Here is a 19,132-nt window from a genome sequence, read left to right on the forward strand (position 1 = left end):
GATGGGACGGAAACTGACCGACGCGCAGATCGAAGCCTTTCATCGCGATGGCTTCGTTTCGCCAATTGATGTGTTCACAGAAGAGGAAGCTTTGCGCCTGCGCAAAGAGCTTGAAGCCGCCGAGGAGAAATGGCCCGAGGCGTTTCAGGGGGCAGCACGCAACAATGCCCATCTCAACCTCATGTGTCTTGATGAGATCGTTCACAATACGACCCTTGTCGATGCCATCGAAGACCTCATCGGCCCCGATATTCTGAACTACGGTACGGTCCTTTTTATCAAGGAACCCAAAGATCCCGGATTTGTGAGCTGGCATCAGGATGCCCGTTACATGGGGTTAGAGCCACATGTGGGTGTTACGGCTTGGGTGGCGCTGACCGAAGCCAACGATGAAAACGGCTGCATGCAGATGATCCCGGGCAGTCAGGGTGCGATCAGACAGCACAATGACACCTTTGGCGAGGAAAACATCCTAACCCGGGGACAGGAAGTGCAGGACGTCGATGAGAGCAAGGCCGTTTCCACGGTTTTACGCCCCGGGCAAATGTCGATCCATAGCGCCCGAGTGGTTCACAGCTCGCAACCGAACCGCAGCAATGACAGACGTATCGGATTTGTCATACAGCCGTATATGCCACCGCATGTGACGCAAACCATCACGCCAACAGGTGCGCAGTTGGTCCGCGGAAGTGACCCACTCGGCAATTTTGAACGCCTCAAGCGCCCGACAACTGATATGGATCCGGATGACATCACCAGAAAAGATTGGGTCAACCAAACCTGGGCTGATATTCTGTATCACGGCGCAAAGATGCGGCGCGATTATTAGCCTGCGCTACAGCCGCAAAGCAATGCACAGTTTTCCATTTGCGCTCTGCGGTGTAGTTGGCCGCAGTTATAGAGGGGCGTTTCAGACTGATAAATTGGTAACGCTGGAGAAGTCGCTTGATCACAATCTTGTCGAGAGATCTTACACCTTGTCCATTCCACGTTATATAAGCAAGAACCAAAGGCCGTTCCGCTTCACGTTGAAAAAGCCACTTTATGACTGGCGTTGCACAGATGATAAATTCGATCATGTCGTTTCAGCGTCAATTGCTTTGTGAGCTTTATGCTCTTTTCCCCACTGAGCACCCCCATTCCAAGTTGGCGAGGCACAGCTTAGGGAACGCGCAATGATCCGCCGTTCCATCCATGTTGCAATTGCAGCCGTAATCTTGTCGCTCATGCTCCATGGGTTAGGCTTGAATTTCACCGCGCGGGATTTGCCTCGGGACGTGGCCGAGGGAAGTGCGACCGACATCTCTGACGTAGGGGCCTCCTTCGAAGACTTTGCCGAAGTGACTCCTCCGGATTCCCCCAGTTTGCCTGAGCTCATTGAAACGGAAATCCCCCCCACACTGGCCTTGGTGGCCTCGGACAACCCCAAGAACGTGATCAATCCGGATACGGGTACTGCAGAGCTGATTGAACCAAACACCGCAGACCTGGATGAGAGCGATGATCCGGCACCAGATGGTGCGGAGCAATCTGGTGGCCCGGACGAAACAATTGCCGACACCGGTGCGTCACCCCCTCTGGAAACAGACGTTGTTGCCCCCGAGACGGCCGAAGACGCACTGGAAGAGCCAGAAGAGATAGAAATCCAAACCATTGAAGCGGCTGACCCGCAGCCCAGCCCGGAAACACCCACGGAATTAGAGGTGCAGGAGCCGGAACAGCCGGATGTTACAATCGCTGCCCTGCCCGATGCGCCTGAGGAAGCACCTTTGGAAGAGAGTGCCTCTGTCTCGGCAGTTTCAAAGTCGCTGCGCCCACCAAAAGGGCGTCCGGAAAATTTCAGTGGGCAACAGAAAAACACACAGTCTGGAACATCGACCGGCCTGATTGAGTCGCCGCTGGCGGCTTATAAACGTGGCGGGGTTGATCCGTTTGGCGGCGGAGGCGGCGGATCTGGGGGGACCGGGTTCAGCAGCGCGCGCAATGTCGGAAACGCAGGTGTCACAAATTATGCAGGTCGAGTCTTGATGAAACTTAATCGTTCACCGCTCTTGTATCGGTCATCCTATGGCACGGCACAGGTTTCGTTTGAGATTAATCCCGACGGATCTCTGGCTTGGGTTCGGGTGCTGCGCAGCTCTGGGTCGGATGATATCAACCGGGCCGCCAGTGCGCAGGTGCGCAGTGCCGCACCATTTCCTCCGCCACCAGGCGGGAAAAGTCGCAGAATGTCGTTTGTGTATCGGAACAAGAGATAACATGGGCTCTCATAAAGTGGAGGCACTAATTTGAAGCAAAGGAATGATAAAATGAATCAGATCCGAATGGTTGCGGGAGCGATCATAACCAGCCTGACCTTTGCCACCGCTGCTGTGGCTCAGGACACCGAAGCCGTTTCAATTGAGCTGAACACCGTCAAGCCCGGCGAAGGCAGCTGCACACTGACATTTCTTGTGACGAATTGGCATGGCCGTACAATTGAAAAAGCGGTGTATGAAACCGTTTTGTTCGACGTCGAAGGTCAAGTCGACCGGCTTACCTTGTTTGACTTCGGCACTTTGCCACCAGACCGACCACGCGTGCGGCAGTTCACGGTTTCCGGTCTCGCCTGTGATGGGTTGGGCAAAGTTTTGATCAATGGCGCCCATACCTGCGAGGCTTCTGAGTTAAATGACAACGCATGCGAAACCGGGTTGATCCTGCGGTCGCGAACAAAGATTGAGGTGATAGGGTGACCCAAATACTTGCAAGCCTGCGCTATACGATAGAACTTGGCGGTCCGGTGGTGATTATTTTGCTACTTGTCTCGGTCGTGACTCTGGCAACAATTCTTTACAAACTCTGGCAGTTTTCCACCGCTGGGGTCGGACGACATCGGGCCTTGAAAGACTCTGTCGCAGCTTGGGATAGCGGTGACCGAAACGGTGCAATTACCGCGCTTGGTCAATCAAAAAGCTATCTGGTCCCCGTCATTGAAATGGCCTTTTCTTCAAATCCCGATGACATCAAGCGTCTCGAAGCCGAAGCTGAAGTCCGTTTTGCCCGTCTGGAGAGTGGATTTCGCTTGCTCGACAGTGTTGCGCAACTGGCCCCGCTCTTGGGCCTGTTTGGCACTGTGCTGGGCATGATCGAAGCGTTCCAATCCTTGCAAGGGGCCGGAGCACAGGTTGATCCGTCACTGCTGGCGGGTGGTATTTGGGTGGCCCTGCTGACTACTGCCGTGGGCCTTGCTGTGGCGATGCCGACGGCAATGGTTCTGAGCTGGTTTGAAAGCCGTATGGATGCCGAACGCGTGACGGCAGAACGGGCGATCAACACTGTCTTGCGACCTCGGGATGGACGCAGCCCCAACGCCACGACAGACACGGCATACAGCCATGCGTAAACACACCCGTCGTCGTCGATTGACAATGACATCATTGATTGATGTCATCTTCCTGTTGTTGTTGTTCTTCATGCTGTCGTCGACCTTTTCCAAGTTTGCCGAGGTTGAATTATCTGCCGCAAGTGCGGGGCGCGCCGGCAATAGTGAAGTCACAAAGAGCTTTCTTCAACTTGGCGAAGATACACTAAGTGTGAACGGGCAGGATGTCTTGCCAGGCGCCTTGCCGGAAGCATTCGCCGATATTGCACCCAACGCCGAAACTGTGCCGGTGATCGTCAGCCTGAGCGACGAAGTAACCGCACAAAGATTGACAGACGTTCTTGTCATCCTGCGTGGCATAAGCCGGCTCAATATCAACGTGTTGGGGTCATAATGCGAAAATATAGACAACGAACCCGGCTGGAGCCAACTATCGCGCTGATCAATGTCGTCTTTCTGATGCTGATCTTTTTTATGGTCGCGGGTACGCTATCACAGCCGTTGGACAAAGACGTGACACTTGTGCGTACGGCAGATCTCGAAGGTCGAGCCCCGCCCGATACGCTGGTGGTGCATTCAGACGGCCGCCTGACCTATCGCGGAGAGTCCGTGGGATCCGTGCAATCCTTCTATACCGCGCGTCCGGAAAATGAGCGCGAAGTCATACGTGTGGTTCCCGATGCGGAGCTTTCAGCACTGACCTTGGTTAATTTGGCGCGGGATCTGCGGGCAGAGGGGGCGTCACGCGTAATGATTGTGACCCAGCGTGGTTTGGACGAATGACGGGATATTCGGACTCCGTGTCAAATGAACCCGGTATACCGCTCGCGTATCACACATGACGCTACCATTGTTGCTAAGGTCGTCAGATCGAAAACCGGGCGTGACAGGGCATTTTGGATCTGCTGCGCATAGGGAGGAAGATCGGTACACTCCAAAACAATCGCCCCAATCTCTGGCGCGCTTTCGATCAGGATGCGACCAGCAGCGATAACCTCTTCAGCGACGGCATCAAGGTCCATCGCGGTGCGCTCGTTTCGCAGGATTACGGTGGCAAATTCACTCGTGTTCTCCAAGCCCTGAACCTTGACGGGTATGCCCCCTGCCCCAGTGTTTTTAAGATGCACTTGCGTAAGAGCCGATGACGACGCTGTTAGGATGCCAACAGGCGCGGCGGTCATCTGATACACCATCGGCACCTGCACAAGAGACGACACAAAAACCGGCACCGAAACCGATGCTGCAATCTCATTTTGGTAAAGTGCCAGAAACCCACATGACCCAGTAATGGCGCGAACACCCTTGGCCTCCAACCGTTTGGCGGCTTCGATGATCCGGTCTTTCATCGCACCGTTGGGGTTGTTCAAAAGCTCGGGCACAGTGATGCCATCCAGCATTTCATACATCACGGTAAATGGCAGGCTGGACGGGTTCTTGATGTGGCCCGGCGGTTTGGGAAAGTAGCTTTCCAATGCAAGTACACCAATTGAAGTGCCACAAATATTTTGACCACCGGGATGTATTGTCATCAGTGTTATCCTTTTAAAATCGCGTCGCGATATAAGGTGATAAATCAATGTTGACCTGCGTGCCTGAGGCAATATCGGCCACGACACGCCCAGTTTTGGGAGCCATCATCAACCCATAGTGACTATGCCCGAAGGCTGTGATCAGATCGGGAAAGCCATCAATTTCGCCAATACACGGCAGGCTGTCCGGCAGGCTCGGGCGTTGCCCGGACCACGTGGTAAAATCATCCGCATTCAAATCCGGTGACAGGCGTTGTGCAAGTTTGACCAGCCCCTTGATCCGGTTTTGGTTTTCCGGCGCATCCAGCCCGGCGAACTCTGCGGTACCCGCCACGCGCAGCCCGTCCTCCATCGAGGAGGCGACCAGTTTCATGTCCACGTCCAACACCGAATGGTTCAGCTCGATACCCGGTTTCGTGAAACAGACGTGATAGCCACGCTCGGATTGCAGTGGGATGTGTATCCCTAGCGGCTTGAGCAATTCGGCTGACCATACTCCCATCGCCAGAACCAGCTTTGGGGTGGTGAACTGCCCTTCTCGGGTGACATAGGTCCAGCCCCCACCCTCTTGCGGCAGGATGGCCTGAACTTCGGCCCGGTGCAGTTCACCACCCATGTTCTGAAACTTTTCTGCAAGCACCTGCCCAATGCGCCCCGGCGACAGAGCGCGTGCCTGCCCCTTGATTACGATGGCAGCCTGAAAGTCATCCGAAAGCGCAGGTTCCAAGGCTTTCAAATCCGCCGATCCGATCCGCTCTAATTCCGCTCCGGCGTCACGCCGCAAACTGTTATCAAGCGAATCGACACTGGCAGACTCTCCATTACGGAAGGCATGCACATAATAGCTGTCACGGATCAGATCTTCGTGCCCGGTTCCCTGCAAATGCTGGCGATACAGCGAAACGCAGTCGCGGTTCAGTGTATCCATCGCAGCAGAGATCGCGCGCACGCGCTCCTCTCGCCCCTGTGACAAAAACCGCAAACCCCACCCCGCCAGTCTTGGTAAATAGGTCGGATTCACCGCAACCGGCCCCAGCGGGTCAACCAGCCAACCGGGGATTTTCTTCCACAGGCCCGGCATCGATTGGGGGATGATTGACCATGGTGAGATCACCCCCGCATTACCAAAAGACGTGGCCTGACCAGGATCATCGCGGTCGATCAAGCGGACTTTCAACCCACGCTCAGCCAATGACAGGGCCGAGCAAATGCCGACAATCCCGGCCCCCAAGATAGTGACGTCTGCAGACATGTGTTTAGACCGCTTGTGTTTGGTTCTTGCGTTTGATGATCTGGCTCAGGATTACTGGCGACACGATAATCAGGGCCACAAGGTCGGCTTGCAGTGACGGCGCGATAAAGACCAAACCAGCAAAGGCGGCTAACACCCGGAACACCGTTCCCATTGGAGCCAGCCAATATCCAACCACAGCCGTCGACAGAGCAACCACACCGGCAATGCAACTAGCCGCCGTATAGGTGAACTCCCACAAATCGAAACCTGTTGAGGACACGAACAACAAGACCGGCGCATAGACAAAGGCCATCGGGGCCACGACTTTGCCCAGCCCCAAGGTGAAGGCGGAAATTCCGGTACGGAAGGGATTGGACCCTGCGATTGCCGCCGCGGCATAGGCCGAGGTGCAGACCGGCGGGGTGATTTCAGCCACGACACCGTAATAAAGCACAAACATGTGGCTTGCGATTGGTGGAATACCGAGCTGTGCCAGTGCAGGCTGCGCCACGGACACCAGCATGATGTACAGCGCGGTTGTCGGCACACCCGCACCCATCAGAATACAGGCCAATGCAATGAACACGAGGCTGATGAAGAGCGTGAGATCCGCGACCGAGAACAATTCCCAATCACCGAAGGCGAAAAGACCGTGCAGATCTCCCCCCAAGTTGGCCGCAGCTTGGGTGACCATAAAGCCGATGCGAAAGCCGACGCCAGTGGTGTTGATGACACCGATAACAATGCCCACGGCCGCTGAGGCCGCACCGACGGCAAGGGCATACTTCACGCCAGTTTCAAACGTGTCGGCCATTTCAGTGATCGAGACGCGTTTTTGCGGGTTCAGTGTCGCAATGGCCGCACCGATGATCAAGATGATAGACATGCTCAAATCAAACCCACCGCCCAGATGCTTCCATATGACGAAAGCGATGAACGCAGCTGCGTAAACCAACGTCGCTGGATTTCTCATACGGCTCATGCCCGCGATGATGGATAGCGAAATGCCGACAAAGGCAGACATATAAGGTGTGTATCCCGAAAACAGCACTGTCAGTAGGCCGACAAGGGGTACGACATTCGCCCAACCTTCACTCCAGACGTCGCGGAACTTCGGGAGCATGTCACGGGACAGGCCCTGCAGGTTCAGACGACGCGCCATCAGGTGCACAACCGTGAACACACCGACATAATGCAAGAACGCCGGGAAGATCGCGGCGATCACGATGGTGGTGTAGGGTACCTCCAGAAATTCCGCCATGATGAAAGCGGCAGCCCCCATGATCGGCGGCGTAATCTGCCCGCCAGCCGAAGCGGCGGCTTCGACCCCACCAGCAAAGTGCCCAGGATAGCCTAGACGTTTCATATTCGGAATGGTCAGCGCCCCGGTGGAAACGGTGTTGGCAACAGATGAGCCCGAGATGGTACCGAAGAACGCCGAGGATACGACAGAAACTTTCGCCGGGCCGCCCGTGTATTGCCCCGCCAGAATAGACGCGTTGTCTATGAAGAGCTGCCCCAACCCTGTCCGCTGAGCAATCACGCCGAACAGGACAAAGTGGAACACGATGGTCGACACAACCCACAGGGTCACACCAAATATCCCCTCTTGCGGGAAGTACATCGATGACACGAAGGTGTTAAATTTCACACCGGGATGCTGCAGCAGCCCCGGGAACATCGGTCCAAACAACGCGTAACACATGAAAATGCAGATGATAAAAGGCAGGATCCACCCCAACGTCCGGCGGGCGATATCCAACACCAGCACGATAAGGGTGCAGCCAAAGAACATGTCATAGCCGTTGGGATTGCCCATACGGAAGGTTTGTTCTTCGATGCCCAACCAGGGTACACCATGCCAAGCGAAGCCAAGATAAAGCGACGCGGCCACCCCCAAAATCATTAAGATCACATCAAGGTAAGGCACGCCCCCCAAGCGCAATGCACCGGTATTGAGATCAAAGGCGGTTTTTGTCTTTACCAACGGGAAAAAGGCGTAAATTAGGATAAACAGACCACTTAGGTGCCATCCCATATGCCAATAATCTGGCGGCAATCCAAAACCAGCCGTCAGATAGTGATAAACAGCATATGTTAACGCCACGTAGCGAAGAAACTTAGCAAACCCTGGGCTCACGGTTCTCGTGGCGGCGCCCTCGTCAAATTTCTTTTCGATTTCGGCCAGTTCTTCGGCTGAAAGCTCTGACGTGTCCTGGCCTTGTAGGTCTGACATCACCCCGCCCTTTCATGGAATCTTGAATATAAGTATCGGTCGGCAAGCAGGAGTTGCCCGCCGCCCGATTTTGGTAAAGCCGGAAGAGTGTGGCTTTACTCTAGAAGACCAGCTTCTTTGTAGAACTTTTCGGCACCCGGGTGCAGCGGCACGCCCAGCGCAGAGATCCCATCAAGGGCTGTATCCGGCGTGATTTGTTTGCCTTTGGCGTGTCCATTGTCCAGCAACGTTCTAGTGTTGTCGTTCCACAACGCTTGCGTGATGCCATAGACCAGCTCATCGCTAAGATCTGATGAGACAACCAACAAGGCCGAAACTGCAGGTGTCTTGACCTCATAGTCCACACCTTCGTAGACACCCGCAGGGATCGATGAAGGAATATAGGCTGGGACCGCCTCGTTGATCTTGGCCAGATCTTCATCCGTGAAGCTGTGCAATTCCATGCCTTTAGTTGTTGCCAGCTGCACCATGGCAGAAACAGGCCAACCCGCCGCATAGAAATACGCATCGATCTGGCCATCCGCTAGACGCTCGGCTGACTGGCTGTTGTTCAGCTCAGCTTCGTCCATATTGTCGCGCGTGATGCCCCATTGCTCAAGCATCTGAAGGACAGCGACCTGAGTACCAGACCCCGCCTGTGCAATGCCCACTCGCTTGCCTTCAAGGTCTGCGGGGCTATCGAGGCTCGCGCCCTTGGCAAGAACCAGATGCAGATCTTCCGGATAAAGATTGGCGACAATGCGCAGTTTTTCGTGCGGCTTGCCGTCAAACTTGCCCTCACCCAGATACATCGAGCGGGTCACGTCGGCAGCAGCCATACCGGCCTCAAGTTCACCATTTTGAACGGCGGTATTATTGAACACGGACGCAGTGGTGGATTGTGCAATCGCGATCAGACCGGGCACCCCGCATTGGCCGCCTTCGTCACAAGGACGCGAGCCCGGTGGTGAAGAAATGCCGTTGGCAATGGTGCCGCCGATTGGGAAATACGTTCCCCCGGCACTACCGGTACCAATCCGGAAAAAGGTTGGATCCTGCGCAGCGGCCAGCCCTGCTGTCATCATCGTCGCCAAGGTGGCAGCTGTAAGTTTCGAAAATAGTCCCATGTCATTCTCCCCGTTTGCGTCGTGACAGCACGGGATATGCCCATCACGCGGTTTTTGTGATGGTTCCATTCTGGGGTGAGTCGGCAAGTAAAATCAAATTTATAATTTTATGGTTTCAATACATTAATTTTATGTATAATTGCGTCATGAACCTGCAGCAACTTTCCGTCTTTCGCGAAGTCATGAAAACCGGGTCGGTCAGTGCCGCCGCTCGAAATCTACACCGCACGCAGCCGGCAATCAGCGCCTCCCTGAAAGCGTTAGAGACCAGTCTTGGTGTTGCCTTGTTTCATCGTGAAGGGCGACGGTTAACCCCTGTCCCCGAAGCGCATTATCTGCTGGCAGAGGCCACTGAAATTCTTGACCGAATGGCAATGACAGCCTCAAACCTTTCGGAGTTGCGCAATCGCGCGCGCGGGACCATCAAAGTTGCTGCGATGCCCGGAACATCGGCCTTTTTGATGCCAGACTTCGTGAGTCGCTTCATTGCCGAGAAGCCGGGCGTTCAGGTGACCCTTGCGACACGCAGCTCACCCCAGATTCTAAGCATGATCGCAGCGCAAAGCTATGATGTTGGATTTTGCGATGTCAAAGTTGACACTGCCCGCCGCGATTTGTTTGAAGCGGTCCATCTTAGGCGCAACTGCGTGGTTGCCGTTCGAAACGACCATCGTCTGGCAGGCAAGCCCCAAATAAATGCGGCTGATCTGGATGATGAGCCGATGGGCACCCTGCATACCGGGCACCGAGTTTATGAAGATACAGAACGTGCTTTTGTTCGGGCAGGCGCACGCTTCAATGTGCGTGTGCAAGCGCAGTATTTTCTGCCCCTATTTCACTTTATCGAAGCGGGCCAAATCTGTGCGGTCGTCGATGCCATGAGCGCCGAAAGTCATCAACGCATGCATGGCGTCAAAGGCAATATTCATTTCGCGAACTTCAGCCCCGAAGTAGCTTTTGGCTATTCCATCGTCACACCTCAACAACGGCCACCCTCCGCACTTGCGCAAGAATTTGTAGAGAGTTGGGAAAGGTACGTTCGTGAACTCATCGACGCGAAACCATCGAACGAGGGTGCCAAATAGATCGATGGCTCCTTGGCTAAGTACTGTAAAAATCCTGACCCCAAGCCACGTCATCACGCATTGATGTAACTGCGCCCTGCCGATCACTTGCACGGATCGCTTGAAGAAACCGTATGTGTTCGGTGTTCCAATTTTCTGCGGGTGAACTGGATTGTTGAAGCCCCAGATGCAGCGAAGGGCCGGTTTGCATCCACAGTTGCTGGATCATGAAAACCATGTCGGGATTGCCCACTTGCCCATAAATCAGGAAATGAAACCGGTGGTTGTCACTCATATAAGCCGGAAAATCGCGCAGCTTAAGATGCGCCAACATGCGATCAGAAAGGGCAGAAAGTTCGCCAATGATATCCGGTGTCAGCGCATCATAGGCCGCCTCAAGTGCTGCAACCTCAAGCAGGCCTCGAAGGTAAAACAGATCCGCCGCGCGTTTGTTGCTCAGCTTTGGAATATTATAGGCCTTGGCCGCCGCGCTTTCGATTGCATGTTCGGAGGTCAGGCGCTTGAGCGCTTCGCGTACAGGCATCGGGCTGGTGCCAAACTCTGTCGCCAGCTTGCGCATGGAAAGCCGATCACCGGGCAGATAAGCACCAAGCATCAGCCGTGTTTTCAACTGCGCATAAATAATCTCGGAAAGTGAGGCGTTTTTATGTGATGGGATGTCATCCATTGTACCTCCGATCAATAAGTGCGGGCCATGACAGCCCGCACTTTAGGCGATCAGGATGTGAACCACCAGCGCTCATAGGCACGAGCACCATCCATTTCCCAGGTGGAGCCAATGACTTCGGGGTTACCGACCTTGTCATTGTGGGCATAGACGTAGTTGGTGAACATTGGGATGATGCTGCCTCCTTCGTCGCGGGCGATCAGGCTCATCTCGCGATACATCTCGGCACGCTTCACATCGTCCAATTCGGCCTTGGCCTGTAGCAAAATCTCATCAAAGCGCTCATTGCTCCAGAATGCTTCGGACCAGCTGGCTCCGGTCTTATACGCTAGCGTGAACATCGTGTCCGGTGTCGGCCGTGCGCCCCATTTGGAGAAGATGAATGGTTTTTTCAGCCAGACATCAGCCCAGTAACCGTCATTCGGTTCGCGGATGGGTTTGAGAGTAATACCCGCCGCCTTTGCCTGCTCGGCATAGAGGGTCACGAAATCAACCGCACCCGGCATGATGGAATCTGCAGCCGAAATGTCGAGCGTCAGCCCTTCGTGACCCGCTTCCTTCAGGTGCCACTTGGCCTTGTCCGGGTCATAGGTGCGCTGCGGGATATCCTCGGGATAATACGGCATGTTGGGAGAGATGTGGAAATCATTGCCAGCCGTGGCTGTGCCAAAGACGATTTTCTCGATCAACTCTTCCCGGTCGATAGCCAGCTTCAGCGCCATGCGCACATCGTTGTTGTCAAAAGGTGCCGCAGTAACATGCATTGGCAGCGTCACAGCAGAACCCGATGGCAGGTTGAGAATTTCGATGCCCGGTCGTTTTTGCAAAAGCGCGAGGGTTTTAAGATCAACAGAACTAACCGCATCAACATCACCAGAGACCAGCGCGGTTTGGCGGGCATTAGGATCATTTATTGCCAATAATTCGACAGCATCGAAATAGGCCCCCTCGCGGTGCCAGCCGTCGTGCTTCACAAGGCTTGCACTGACGCCCGGCTTGAAATCAACCATCTTGTAGGGACCCGCGCCGTTGCCACCCTTCCAATCCGCAGTGCCATCTGCAGCAGCGGGAACAACCGCAATATGATAATCCGTCAGGATGTACGGCAGGTCAGCAAGACCAGTGTCGAGTTCGATCACCATGGTATGATCACCATCGGCGCGCACATCGATCACATTTGCCAGCAACGATTTGGCCGCAGAAGTCGAGTCTTCTCCCAAGTGGTGCGTGATCGAGGCCACCGCATCCGCAGAGGTGAATTTTTTGCCGTCGTGGAAGGTCGCGTCTTTGTTCAGCTCAAAGGTCCAGATCTTGGCATCTTGGCTCGCGCTCCAGCTGTCGGCCATGTCGGGGCCCACCGTGCCATCTGGCTTGATCAGAGTCAGATAGCTGCGCGAGGCATGCGCAAGCTGGATCATGAAGACCGACAGATACTGACCGGGGTCAAGAACGTCCGATGTGTTGGCATCGTGAATAGCGACCCGGAACTTCCCACCTTGACTGGGTGTCGCAGCTGCCACCTTAGAACTCCAAAGCCCCGTCGCGGCGGTGGCACTGAGGCCCGCAGCCGTAGCGTGCCCCATGAATCCTCTTCGGGAGAGCCTTCGCTCTCGCCCCGCTGAGATAATCCGGTCTAGCATTAGATTTTCGTCGTCGCGTTTCATTTTGAATTCCCTGTTGGCTATTGTGGATGACTTTGTGATTGCTTGTTATGTCCTCATTAAAGGCGGCTGGATGCGGCTTGATTGTCGTTTTTTCGCCGTTCAGATCGCTGAAATGGCGATTCCTATGGATCAGAAAAATTGTCTCGGCTATGGCCTAACTTGCGCGCCATGTACTGAATGAAGTCCCAAATTGTTCCCTCAAAATCGTCTGGTGCCAGCGGCCCGCCTTGATAGGTGCGGGTTTTCAGTGCCTGTTGCAGAATTTCCAGCTTGTCTTTGTCTTCGACATTGAACGAACGACAAAGCTCAACATATTTCTGCGTCGCGTCAGATTCGGGGGCATCATCCTGCCCGGTCACACCCCAGCGAATGCGAACCTTATCGGCACCACATGGGCGGATGATCATGAACAATGTGAAGTCGGTGCCCATCCCAACCATCAAGTTGGGATAGACGCCGTACATGGGAGAATTGGTGCGTTCAAATTCGTTCAGATCCGGATGAAAAGGCTCGCGCGGAGGATAGTCTGGATCGTAGCATGCGTGATAGCCGGTCCACCCTTCGCCACTGACCATTTTCTGACAGAGTTTGGTCGGTGTGATCGGGTGCAACGTGTTCAGATGTGTCGCGCTGAGGTGATAGCCCTCCATGAAGTTTTCAAACAGCGCCTTCCAGTTACAATCCCAGACATCCTCTTCAATATGCACAAGATAGCGTTGATCCTGATGATAGTTCTGGATCACCCCTTCAAGCCCGCCGAGGCGCGGCGCAAGGGGTGCGGCATTGCAATCAAGATTGACAAACAGCCAGCCCATCCAAACCTCGCTGGCAAACTCTGGGAGTCCACATTTGGATTGATCAAACGCGCGTTGCTTTTTCATATGGGGCGCGACTTTGAGGGCGCCAGCCGTGTCATAGGTCCAGCTGTGGTACTGGCAGATAAACTTCTTGGCGTTACCTGTTCCTTCAGCCACCCGGTTTCCGCGATGGCGACAAACATTTGATAGAACGCGGATCACTCCATCGGTGTCACGAACAGCCAAAAGCTGCTCGCCCAGAAGCTCCGTCGTGAAGAAATCGCCGGGGTTGCGTAGCTCTCCAATGTGTCCAATGCACATCCAGTCCCGGCGCAGCACGTCGTTGATTTCGACCTCCAGAAAGGCCTCGGAAGTGTAAAACTCTGCGGGCATGGCCCAGGCATCTTCGTCAGCCAAGGCAGCGCGGCGAGCCAGCTCCTGATTGATGCGGTCCACTTCGGGTGAAAGGGCGGCGTGTCTATCCAGCATAATCTGCTCCTAGAGGACATAGCGATTATTCTCAACACTACTGTGATCACACTTATTCGATTCCTTCAAGTATTATGTTTGCACATATTGTTTATATATGTTTATACAGATCGAGGACGATTGGAATGTCTTCACCATCCGTGATCACGAAACTTAGCCACTTGCCAAGAGGAGCTGACTATAATGTTTCTGAAAAATGCCTGGTACGTCGCCGCATGGGGCGATGAGATCACCGAAGATCTGCAAAAGGTAATGTTGCTGAACGAAAGCATCTGCATGTTTCGGGACAGCAAGGGCAAGGTCATCGCACTTGAAAATGCTTGCCCGCATCGCAAGCTGCCACTGACCAAAGGCCGACGCAAAGGTGACGCGGTCGAGTGCGGCTATCACGGGCTGACGTTTAACGGCACAGGGCAATGTATTCATGCTCCTGGACAAGGAGGCATTCCATCAAATGCCAAGGTGCACGCCTATCCGACCGAAGAGCGCTACGGCCTTATCTGGATTTGGATGGGCAATCCGGCCCTCGCTGACACATCCGAGATTTTCGAGATCGAAAACTTTGACAACCCAGCCTGGGGCATGAATCGCGGCAAGGCACTCGAGATTGATTGCAACTATCTTTATGTGACCGACAACCTCTTGGACCCAACCCATGTCGCTTGGGTTCATCAATCATCATTCGGGCAAGCCGCCACCGAAGACACGCCCTTGCGCATTCGCAAGCAGGATGACGGTATTACAGTTTGGCGCTGGATGATGGATGTGGAACCAGCCCCGTTCTACAAAAAGATTGTCGAGTTTGAGGGCAACTGCGACCGTATGCAGCATTATGAGGTGCGCTATCCTTGCCACGCCCTGATCCGTGCGGTGTTTACACCAGCCGGAACGGGGGGCGTTGGCGGTTCGCTACATGAAAACACATTCATCATGGATAGCTACAACTTCATGACACCGGAAACTGAAGGGCGAACGCGCTATTACTGGTTCCAACTGCGTAACATCCGGCCAGATGATGAGGCGCTGAGTGAGATGATGTCTGATGACGTCAAACATGCCTTTGAAGAAGACCGCGAGGTGCTCAACGACGTGCAAGAAGGGATGGCCAATAAAACCACCCCGCATATTGACTTGAATATTGACGGTGGCCAGCTTCGATTCAGGCGTCAGCTTGAAGTGCTGATTGATCAAGAACGCACGGCAGACGCCGCTTTGAGTTAATACCTGATTATGCCGTCCTTATATCTCAAATTCCAAGATTTGTGATGAACAATCAGAACGTATCAAAAAGGCCGGTATATACCGGCCTTTCAAAATTCTACTGCGCTTGAAACGTCAATGTTTCAAACCCCGAAAAGACTTAGTTCACGGCTTTGGCGTCTACCACGTCTTTTTCGACGGCACTCGCGCTTTGGATCTCAATCCGACGCGGCTTAAGAGCCTCAGGAATTTCACGCACTAGGTCGATATGCAGCATGCCATCGGTGTGGCTGGCACCAGTGACCCGAACATGGTCGGCCAGCTGGAACTTTCGCTCGAACGCGCGAGTGGCAATGCCGCGGTGCAGATAAGTTTTCTCATTGTCTTCTTCGGCTTTTGTGGCCGAAACAACCAGAGCATTTTCTTTCACATCGACAGACAAGTCTGCATCGGAAAAGCCAGCAACCGCAATTGAGATGCGATAGGCATCATTTGCGGTTTTTTCGATGTTATAGGGAGGGTAGCTTGGTTGGTTCAGGTCTTTGGTCAAAACGCGATCCATCATGTCAGCGATTTGATCAAAACCAACAGTTGCACGATAAAGGGGTGCAAGATCAAAATTACGCATGGGTTATCCTTTCATAAAGCGATACCAAATGTGAGCCTTCCCTCATGGGACAGGCAGAGATCATCCGACCCGCTCGGCGGCATCGGATAATCAGTATTTGGGAAGCCGGATCGCAGGCTTCAAGGTTTCAGGGAAAATGTTCCCAATTCTGGCATCAATTTAAGTGTTCTGAAGTTGAGATAATTTTTGGCAAAGCCGGCTCACCAGCTTGGGAATGCGGCTCTCGTGAACACTGGTAAATCCAAGAACAAGAGCTGAACGCTCAATCGGGTCAAAGGCATACACCGACAAAGGTAAGGATTCGATACCGGCCTCTAACAGGACGCGTTGTGCCGTTTGATCGGCCAGATCGTTCTTCAACCAAGCAAGCAAATGCATCCCAGCATCTGGAGGCTCAACCTCCACAAAATCTGAGCAATCGCGCGACAGGCATTCACAAAGAACATCCCGCCTGTTGCGATAAATCCGACGCATTTTGCGAATGTGCTCTACAAACCGACCATCTTCCATAAAGTTGGCCATGGCCTGTTCTGTGACCGCTGATGACCCCTGACCCAACAGAGTGCGAAACTTGGCAAAACTATCGACAAGTGCGGGTGGCACTACGATGTAACCTAATCGAATAGAGGCAAACATCGATTTCGAAAACGTGCCGACGTACAAAACCCGACGCTCTGAATCCAAGGCACACAGGGCGGGCAGCGGCCTACCACGATAACGGAATTCGCTGTCATAGTCATCTTCGATGATCCACGTGTCATTGTCTTTCGCATAATTGAGCAGAGCCAACCGCCGAACAAGCGACATGGTTATGCCCAAAGGCTGCTGATGAGAGGGGGTCGTGAAAATAGCTGCCGGTTTGGGATAGTGTGAGGCGGCAAACTCAAGGTTCATGCCTTCATTGTCGATGGGGACAGGCACAACATTTGCCCCCATAATCTGCATGAGATCCCGCCCAGCGATATGGCCGGGATTTTCATACCAAACTGTGTCCCCGCGATTGAGCATGATCGCCGAAATCAGTGCGAACGCTTGCTGAGCGCCGGATGTGATGACGATCTGATCCGGATCAACCTGCATGCTACGGGCATCAGCCAAATGACGGGCAATCGATCTGCGCAATGCTGCGCTGCCATTCGCGGGCCCATAGCTGAGATGACGACGACCCTCGGCAATCAAAGCCTCGGACAGGTACTTATTCCAGATTTTCAACGGGAACTGATCTAATGCGGGCACACCCGGTCGAAACGGTTCTGTCTTACCGTGGCGGACGCTAGCTAAGGAGGACATGATCGTCTTGGAACGGTCAGAAATTTCAAAGTTGGGAGGCTCTTTTTGTCGCCGTGAGCGACGAACCTTCGGCGCATTTTCAACCTCCAACCCTTGCGAGACAAAGGTACCCGCTCCGGTTTTTGCTTCGGCATAACCTTCGCTGACCAATTGCTCGTAAACGGATTTCACGGTGATGCGTGAGACGCCCAATTCCTGCGCCAATTCACGAGTTGACGGTAGCTTCTGCCCAGGCTGCAGCGCGCCGCCCAATATGGATCGACGCAGAGCACCATCCAATTGGCGATAGATTGGCGTGCTGGTTGCACGATCTATGGAAAAGCCGTGAAGCAGGGCTCCTCCGGGGGCCTTGGGCATCTGCCGCCTCCTAATGGGCTTATATAAAATCTGTTAATGGGTATAAAATATAGATCCATTTCTGAATAGCCTGTTGTGCAATGGAGCCGCCTTAGGGCGACCGCGTATCTATCGGGAGTGAACTGAGCCATGACTGATTTGAAAGACTATCCGTTTCCATCAGGGTTACATCTGTTGCAACGCTGGCAAGCCGGAGACCAAAGCGCAAAAGAGGAATTGACCCGGGTTTTTGATGCGGCCATCGCCGGTAACCTCGATGAGAATTTCAAACTGCAACCCTCTCCGGACCGGGTGCATTCAACGGCGTCGGTACATATGCTGACCTTGTCGGCCCTCAATGACCTCTATGGCATTGAAACGCGTGAATATTATCATGAAGATCCCTATCGCTATGTGCGGGCGAACTTGGCCGTCACCCGACTGATGGGGGTGAGCAAGCTCTATATCACATGGTCGCTATATGCATGGACGTGCGAGCCATTGGGGCAAACCATGATGTATCCTGACAAGTATCCGCCGGGAGCAGATCCCGACGATATGCTGATAAAGAAGGACAATTGGCACGAACTTGAAACACCCGATTTCAACTCGGGTGTGCCATTGGCCATCGACAACATTCTAAAGGTGATGCAGGAACTCACCGGGGCAAGCCCAACATTGCAGATCACCGCCCCCTATAGTCTGGCAGCAGATATTTACGGGCAGGAACCTTTGCTTGCAGATGTGGTCAATGATCCTGACACCGTGAATGCCTTGCTGGATCATCTGGGCGATACCGTTTTGGCCCCCTGGATGGACCACCATTTTGAGCTGTTCCCTGATGGCTGGGTTGAATTGTCCGATGCCTCCGGTTCACCATTCTTCATCGGGCCGGAAAACTGCAAAAACATGTCGATCCGCTCGATTCGGCATATGCTCAGGGACAAGCCCTATGCCGACCGCGTATTCGACAATAACTACCGCGGAGACTACGTGGCAGAGGTCACGAAAAAGAGCCGGTCCTCAAGGCGGCGCGGCGCGGCAAATACGAGCGACCACGCGACCACGCGCGCCAAGCTGCTGGAACTGACTGATGCGAAGGTGAGCGTAAATCCCCTTTTCGTGATGCGTCTTGAGGCGGACAAGGTTGATGTGTCATTTTACGAAGAGCAGGCGATCTCGCGAAATATGCCACTGACCATTGGTGTTGGCTCGCCCGAGATTGATCGTAACAGCATCGAAGATTTGGGCGCGGCCAAGATTGAGGCAGCGGAAAAAGCCAAGTCCTTTGTTTCCGCTATACGGCGTGTGTGTGAAGTGGTCGATCTGCCAGAAGACAATCATGTTGGTCAGTCTTGGCCTAGCCACCTCTACTTTGAAGACGTGAACGGCCAATCCCAATTTGAGCTGGTTGAACTCATCTTGCGAGAGGTCCACAGCTGCCCGCCCTTTGAGCGGTCAAATATATCCAAGCAGTGCGTCGGGGCCAATTGAAGGGATCCACAGC

General features: G+C 53.9%; 18 protein-coding genes. 9 read left to right on the forward strand and 9 right to left on the reverse strand.

Translation table 11 applies throughout. The annotated features are described in order from the left end of the window. Position 1: 1 nt before the first annotated feature. From ROA7450_RS14705 to ROA7450_RS14730, 6 genes are all read left to right on the forward strand, one after another. The gene (locus ROA7450_RS14705; protein WP_085806626.1) at positions 2-829 is read left to right on the forward strand and encodes a phytanoyl-CoA dioxygenase family protein; all 828 of its coding nucleotides are present in this window, start codon (positions 2-4) and stop codon (positions 827-829) included. A gap of 346 nt (positions 830-1,175) precedes the next feature. Further along, positions 1,176-2,258, forward strand: a complete 1,083-nt coding sequence (locus tag ROA7450_RS14710) for an energy transducer TonB (protein ID WP_085806627.1) — start codon at positions 1,176-1,178, stop codon at positions 2,256-2,258. Between the two features lie 51 nt (positions 2,259-2,309). Beyond that, positions 2,310-2,735, forward strand: coding sequence for a hypothetical protein (locus ROA7450_RS14715; RefSeq protein WP_085806628.1), 426 nt, complete (start codon positions 2,310-2,312; stop codon positions 2,733-2,735). Further along, positions 2,732-3,385 carry a MotA/TolQ/ExbB proton channel family protein gene (locus tag ROA7450_RS14720; RefSeq protein ID WP_085806629.1) on the forward strand — a complete coding sequence of 218 codons (654 nt, stop codon included), beginning with the start codon at positions 2,732-2,734 and terminating at the stop codon, positions 3,383-3,385. Before ROA7450_RS14715 ends, ROA7450_RS14720 begins: the two co-directional genes overlap by 4 nt. Continuing rightward, positions 3,378-3,758 (forward strand): ExbD/TolR family protein, encoded by a 381-nt coding sequence (locus ROA7450_RS14725; protein ID WP_085806630.1) that lies wholly within the window; start codon positions 3,378-3,380, stop codon positions 3,756-3,758. Before ROA7450_RS14720 ends, ROA7450_RS14725 begins: the two co-directional genes overlap by 8 nt. Beyond that, entirely contained in the window at positions 3,758-4,147 is a 390-nt protein-coding gene (locus ROA7450_RS14730) for an ExbD/TolR family protein (RefSeq protein ID WP_085806631.1), read from the forward strand. The genes ROA7450_RS14725 and ROA7450_RS14730 overlap by 1 nt, the downstream gene beginning before the upstream one ends. A gap of 20 nt (positions 4,148-4,167) precedes the next feature. Here the strand turns inward: ROA7450_RS14730 and ROA7450_RS14735 are convergent, their stop codons facing one another. The 4 genes from ROA7450_RS14735 to ROA7450_RS14750 form a co-directional block, all read right to left on the reverse strand. Next, positions 4,168-4,893: an aspartate/glutamate racemase family protein gene (locus ROA7450_RS14735; RefSeq protein WP_085806632.1), complete on the reverse strand. Its 726-nt coding sequence runs from the start codon at positions 4,891-4,893 to the stop codon at positions 4,168-4,170. 13 nt (positions 4,894-4,906) lie between these two features. Further along, the gene (locus tag ROA7450_RS14740; RefSeq protein WP_085806633.1) at positions 4,907-6,145 is read right to left on the reverse strand and encodes an NAD(P)/FAD-dependent oxidoreductase; all 1,239 of its coding nucleotides are present in this window, start codon (positions 6,143-6,145) and stop codon (positions 4,907-4,909) included. A gap of 4 nt (positions 6,146-6,149) precedes the next feature. After that, on the reverse strand, positions 6,150-8,363 hold the full coding sequence (locus tag ROA7450_RS14745; protein ID WP_085806634.1) for a TRAP transporter permease: 2,214 nt from the start codon (positions 8,361-8,363) through the stop codon (positions 6,150-6,152). 95 nt (positions 8,364-8,458) lie between these two features. Further along, the gene (locus tag ROA7450_RS14750; protein ID WP_085806635.1) at positions 8,459-9,469 is read right to left on the reverse strand and encodes a TAXI family TRAP transporter solute-binding subunit; all 1,011 of its coding nucleotides are present in this window, start codon (positions 9,467-9,469) and stop codon (positions 8,459-8,461) included. A gap of 146 nt (positions 9,470-9,615) precedes the next feature. Here ROA7450_RS14750 and ROA7450_RS14755 point away from each other — a divergent pair, with 146 nt between their 5' ends. Further along, positions 9,616-10,554: a LysR family transcriptional regulator gene (locus ROA7450_RS14755; protein WP_085806756.1), complete on the forward strand. Its 939-nt coding sequence runs from the start codon at positions 9,616-9,618 to the stop codon at positions 10,552-10,554. A gap of 16 nt (positions 10,555-10,570) precedes the next feature. On the opposite strand, the gene ROA7450_RS14760 is transcribed toward ROA7450_RS14755, so the two are convergent. From ROA7450_RS14760 to ROA7450_RS14770, 3 genes are all read right to left on the reverse strand, one after another. Continuing rightward, entirely contained in the window at positions 10,571-11,221 is a 651-nt protein-coding gene (locus tag ROA7450_RS14760) for a GntR family transcriptional regulator (protein ID WP_085806636.1), read from the reverse strand. Between the two features lie 50 nt (positions 11,222-11,271). After that, complete coding sequence (locus ROA7450_RS14765; protein ID WP_085806637.1) at positions 11,272-12,885, reverse strand: ABC transporter substrate-binding protein; 1,614 nt, start codon at positions 12,883-12,885, stop codon at positions 11,272-11,274. A 122-nt stretch (positions 12,886-13,007) separates the two neighbouring features. Further along, complete coding sequence (locus tag ROA7450_RS14770) at positions 13,008-14,171, reverse strand: aromatic ring-hydroxylating oxygenase subunit alpha (RefSeq protein ID WP_085806639.1); 1,164 nt, start codon at positions 14,169-14,171, stop codon at positions 13,008-13,010. Between the two features lie 183 nt (positions 14,172-14,354). Here ROA7450_RS14770 and ROA7450_RS14775 point away from each other — a divergent pair, with 183 nt between their 5' ends. Further along, positions 14,355-15,392 carry an aromatic ring-hydroxylating dioxygenase subunit alpha gene (locus ROA7450_RS14775; RefSeq protein WP_085806641.1) on the forward strand — a complete coding sequence of 346 codons (1,038 nt, stop codon included), beginning with the start codon at positions 14,355-14,357 and terminating at the stop codon, positions 15,390-15,392. Between the two features lie 139 nt (positions 15,393-15,531). Here the strand turns inward: ROA7450_RS14775 and ROA7450_RS14780 are convergent, their stop codons facing one another. Next, positions 15,532-15,999 (reverse strand): Hsp20 family protein, encoded by a 468-nt coding sequence (locus tag ROA7450_RS14780; protein WP_085806642.1) that lies wholly within the window; start codon positions 15,997-15,999, stop codon positions 15,532-15,534. Positions 16,000-16,158: 159 nt separating this feature from the next. Further along, positions 16,159-17,646 (reverse strand): MocR-like pyridoxine biosynthesis transcription factor PdxR, encoded by a 1,488-nt coding sequence (pdxR, locus tag ROA7450_RS14785; protein WP_085806644.1) that lies wholly within the window; start codon positions 17,644-17,646, stop codon positions 16,159-16,161. Between the two features lie 129 nt (positions 17,647-17,775). Between pdxR and ROA7450_RS14790 the strand changes: the two genes are divergently transcribed. Further along, a complete protein-coding gene (locus ROA7450_RS14790; protein WP_085806645.1) occupies positions 17,776-19,119 on the forward strand; it encodes a uroporphyrinogen decarboxylase family protein in 1,344 nt (447 codons plus the stop codon). Positions 19,120-19,132 lie beyond the last annotated feature (13 nt).

Source organism: Roseovarius albus, assembly GCF_900172335.1.
Lineage (GTDB): Bacteria > Pseudomonadota > Alphaproteobacteria > Rhodobacterales > Rhodobacteraceae > Roseovarius > Roseovarius albus.

Excerpts from the sequence above, each read along its gene's own strand:
- ROA7450_RS14705 (WP_085806626.1), top strand. The coding sequence starts at position 2 with ATGGGACGGAAACTGACCGACGCGCAGATCGAAGCCTTTCATCGCGAT.
- ROA7450_RS14710 (WP_085806627.1), top strand. The coding sequence starts at position 1,176 with ATGATCCGCCGTTCCATCCATGTTGCAATTGCAGCCGTAATCTTGTCG.
- ROA7450_RS14715 (WP_085806628.1), top strand. The coding sequence starts at position 2,310 with ATGAATCAGATCCGAATGGTTGCGGGAGCGATCATAACCAGCCTGACC.
- ROA7450_RS14725 (WP_085806630.1), top strand. The coding sequence starts at position 3,378 with ATGCGTAAACACACCCGTCGTCGTCGATTGACAATGACATCATTGATT.
- ROA7450_RS14730 (WP_085806631.1), top strand. The coding sequence starts at position 3,758 with ATGCGAAAATATAGACAACGAACCCGGCTGGAGCCAACTATCGCGCTG.
- ROA7450_RS14735 (WP_085806632.1), bottom strand. The coding sequence starts at position 4,893 with ATGACAATACATCCCGGTGGTCAAAATATTTGTGGCACTTCAATTGGT.
- ROA7450_RS14740 (WP_085806633.1), bottom strand. The coding sequence starts at position 6,145 with ATGTCTGCAGACGTCACTATCTTGGGGGCCGGGATTGTCGGCATTTGC.
- ROA7450_RS14745 (WP_085806634.1), bottom strand. The coding sequence starts at position 8,363 with ATGTCAGACCTACAAGGCCAGGACACGTCAGAGCTTTCAGCCGAAGAA.
- ROA7450_RS14750 (WP_085806635.1), bottom strand. The coding sequence starts at position 9,469 with ATGGGACTATTTTCGAAACTTACAGCTGCCACCTTGGCGACGATGATG.
- ROA7450_RS14755 (WP_085806756.1), top strand. The coding sequence starts at position 9,616 with ATGAACCTGCAGCAACTTTCCGTCTTTCGCGAAGTCATGAAAACCGGG.
- ROA7450_RS14760 (WP_085806636.1), bottom strand. The coding sequence starts at position 11,221 with ATGGATGACATCCCATCACATAAAAACGCCTCACTTTCCGAGATTATT.
- ROA7450_RS14765 (WP_085806637.1), bottom strand. The coding sequence starts at position 12,885 with ATGAAACGCGACGACGAAAATCTAATGCTAGACCGGATTATCTCAGCG.
- ROA7450_RS14770 (WP_085806639.1), bottom strand. The coding sequence starts at position 14,171 with ATGCTGGATAGACACGCCGCCCTTTCACCCGAAGTGGACCGCATCAAT.
- ROA7450_RS14775 (WP_085806641.1), top strand. The coding sequence starts at position 14,355 with ATGTTTCTGAAAAATGCCTGGTACGTCGCCGCATGGGGCGATGAGATC.
- ROA7450_RS14780 (WP_085806642.1), bottom strand. The coding sequence starts at position 15,999 with ATGCGTAATTTTGATCTTGCACCCCTTTATCGTGCAACTGTTGGTTTT.
- pdxR (WP_085806644.1), bottom strand. The coding sequence starts at position 17,646 with ATGCCCAAGGCCCCCGGAGGAGCCCTGCTTCACGGCTTTTCCATAGAT.
- ROA7450_RS14790 (WP_085806645.1), top strand. The coding sequence starts at position 17,776 with ATGACTGATTTGAAAGACTATCCGTTTCCATCAGGGTTACATCTGTTG.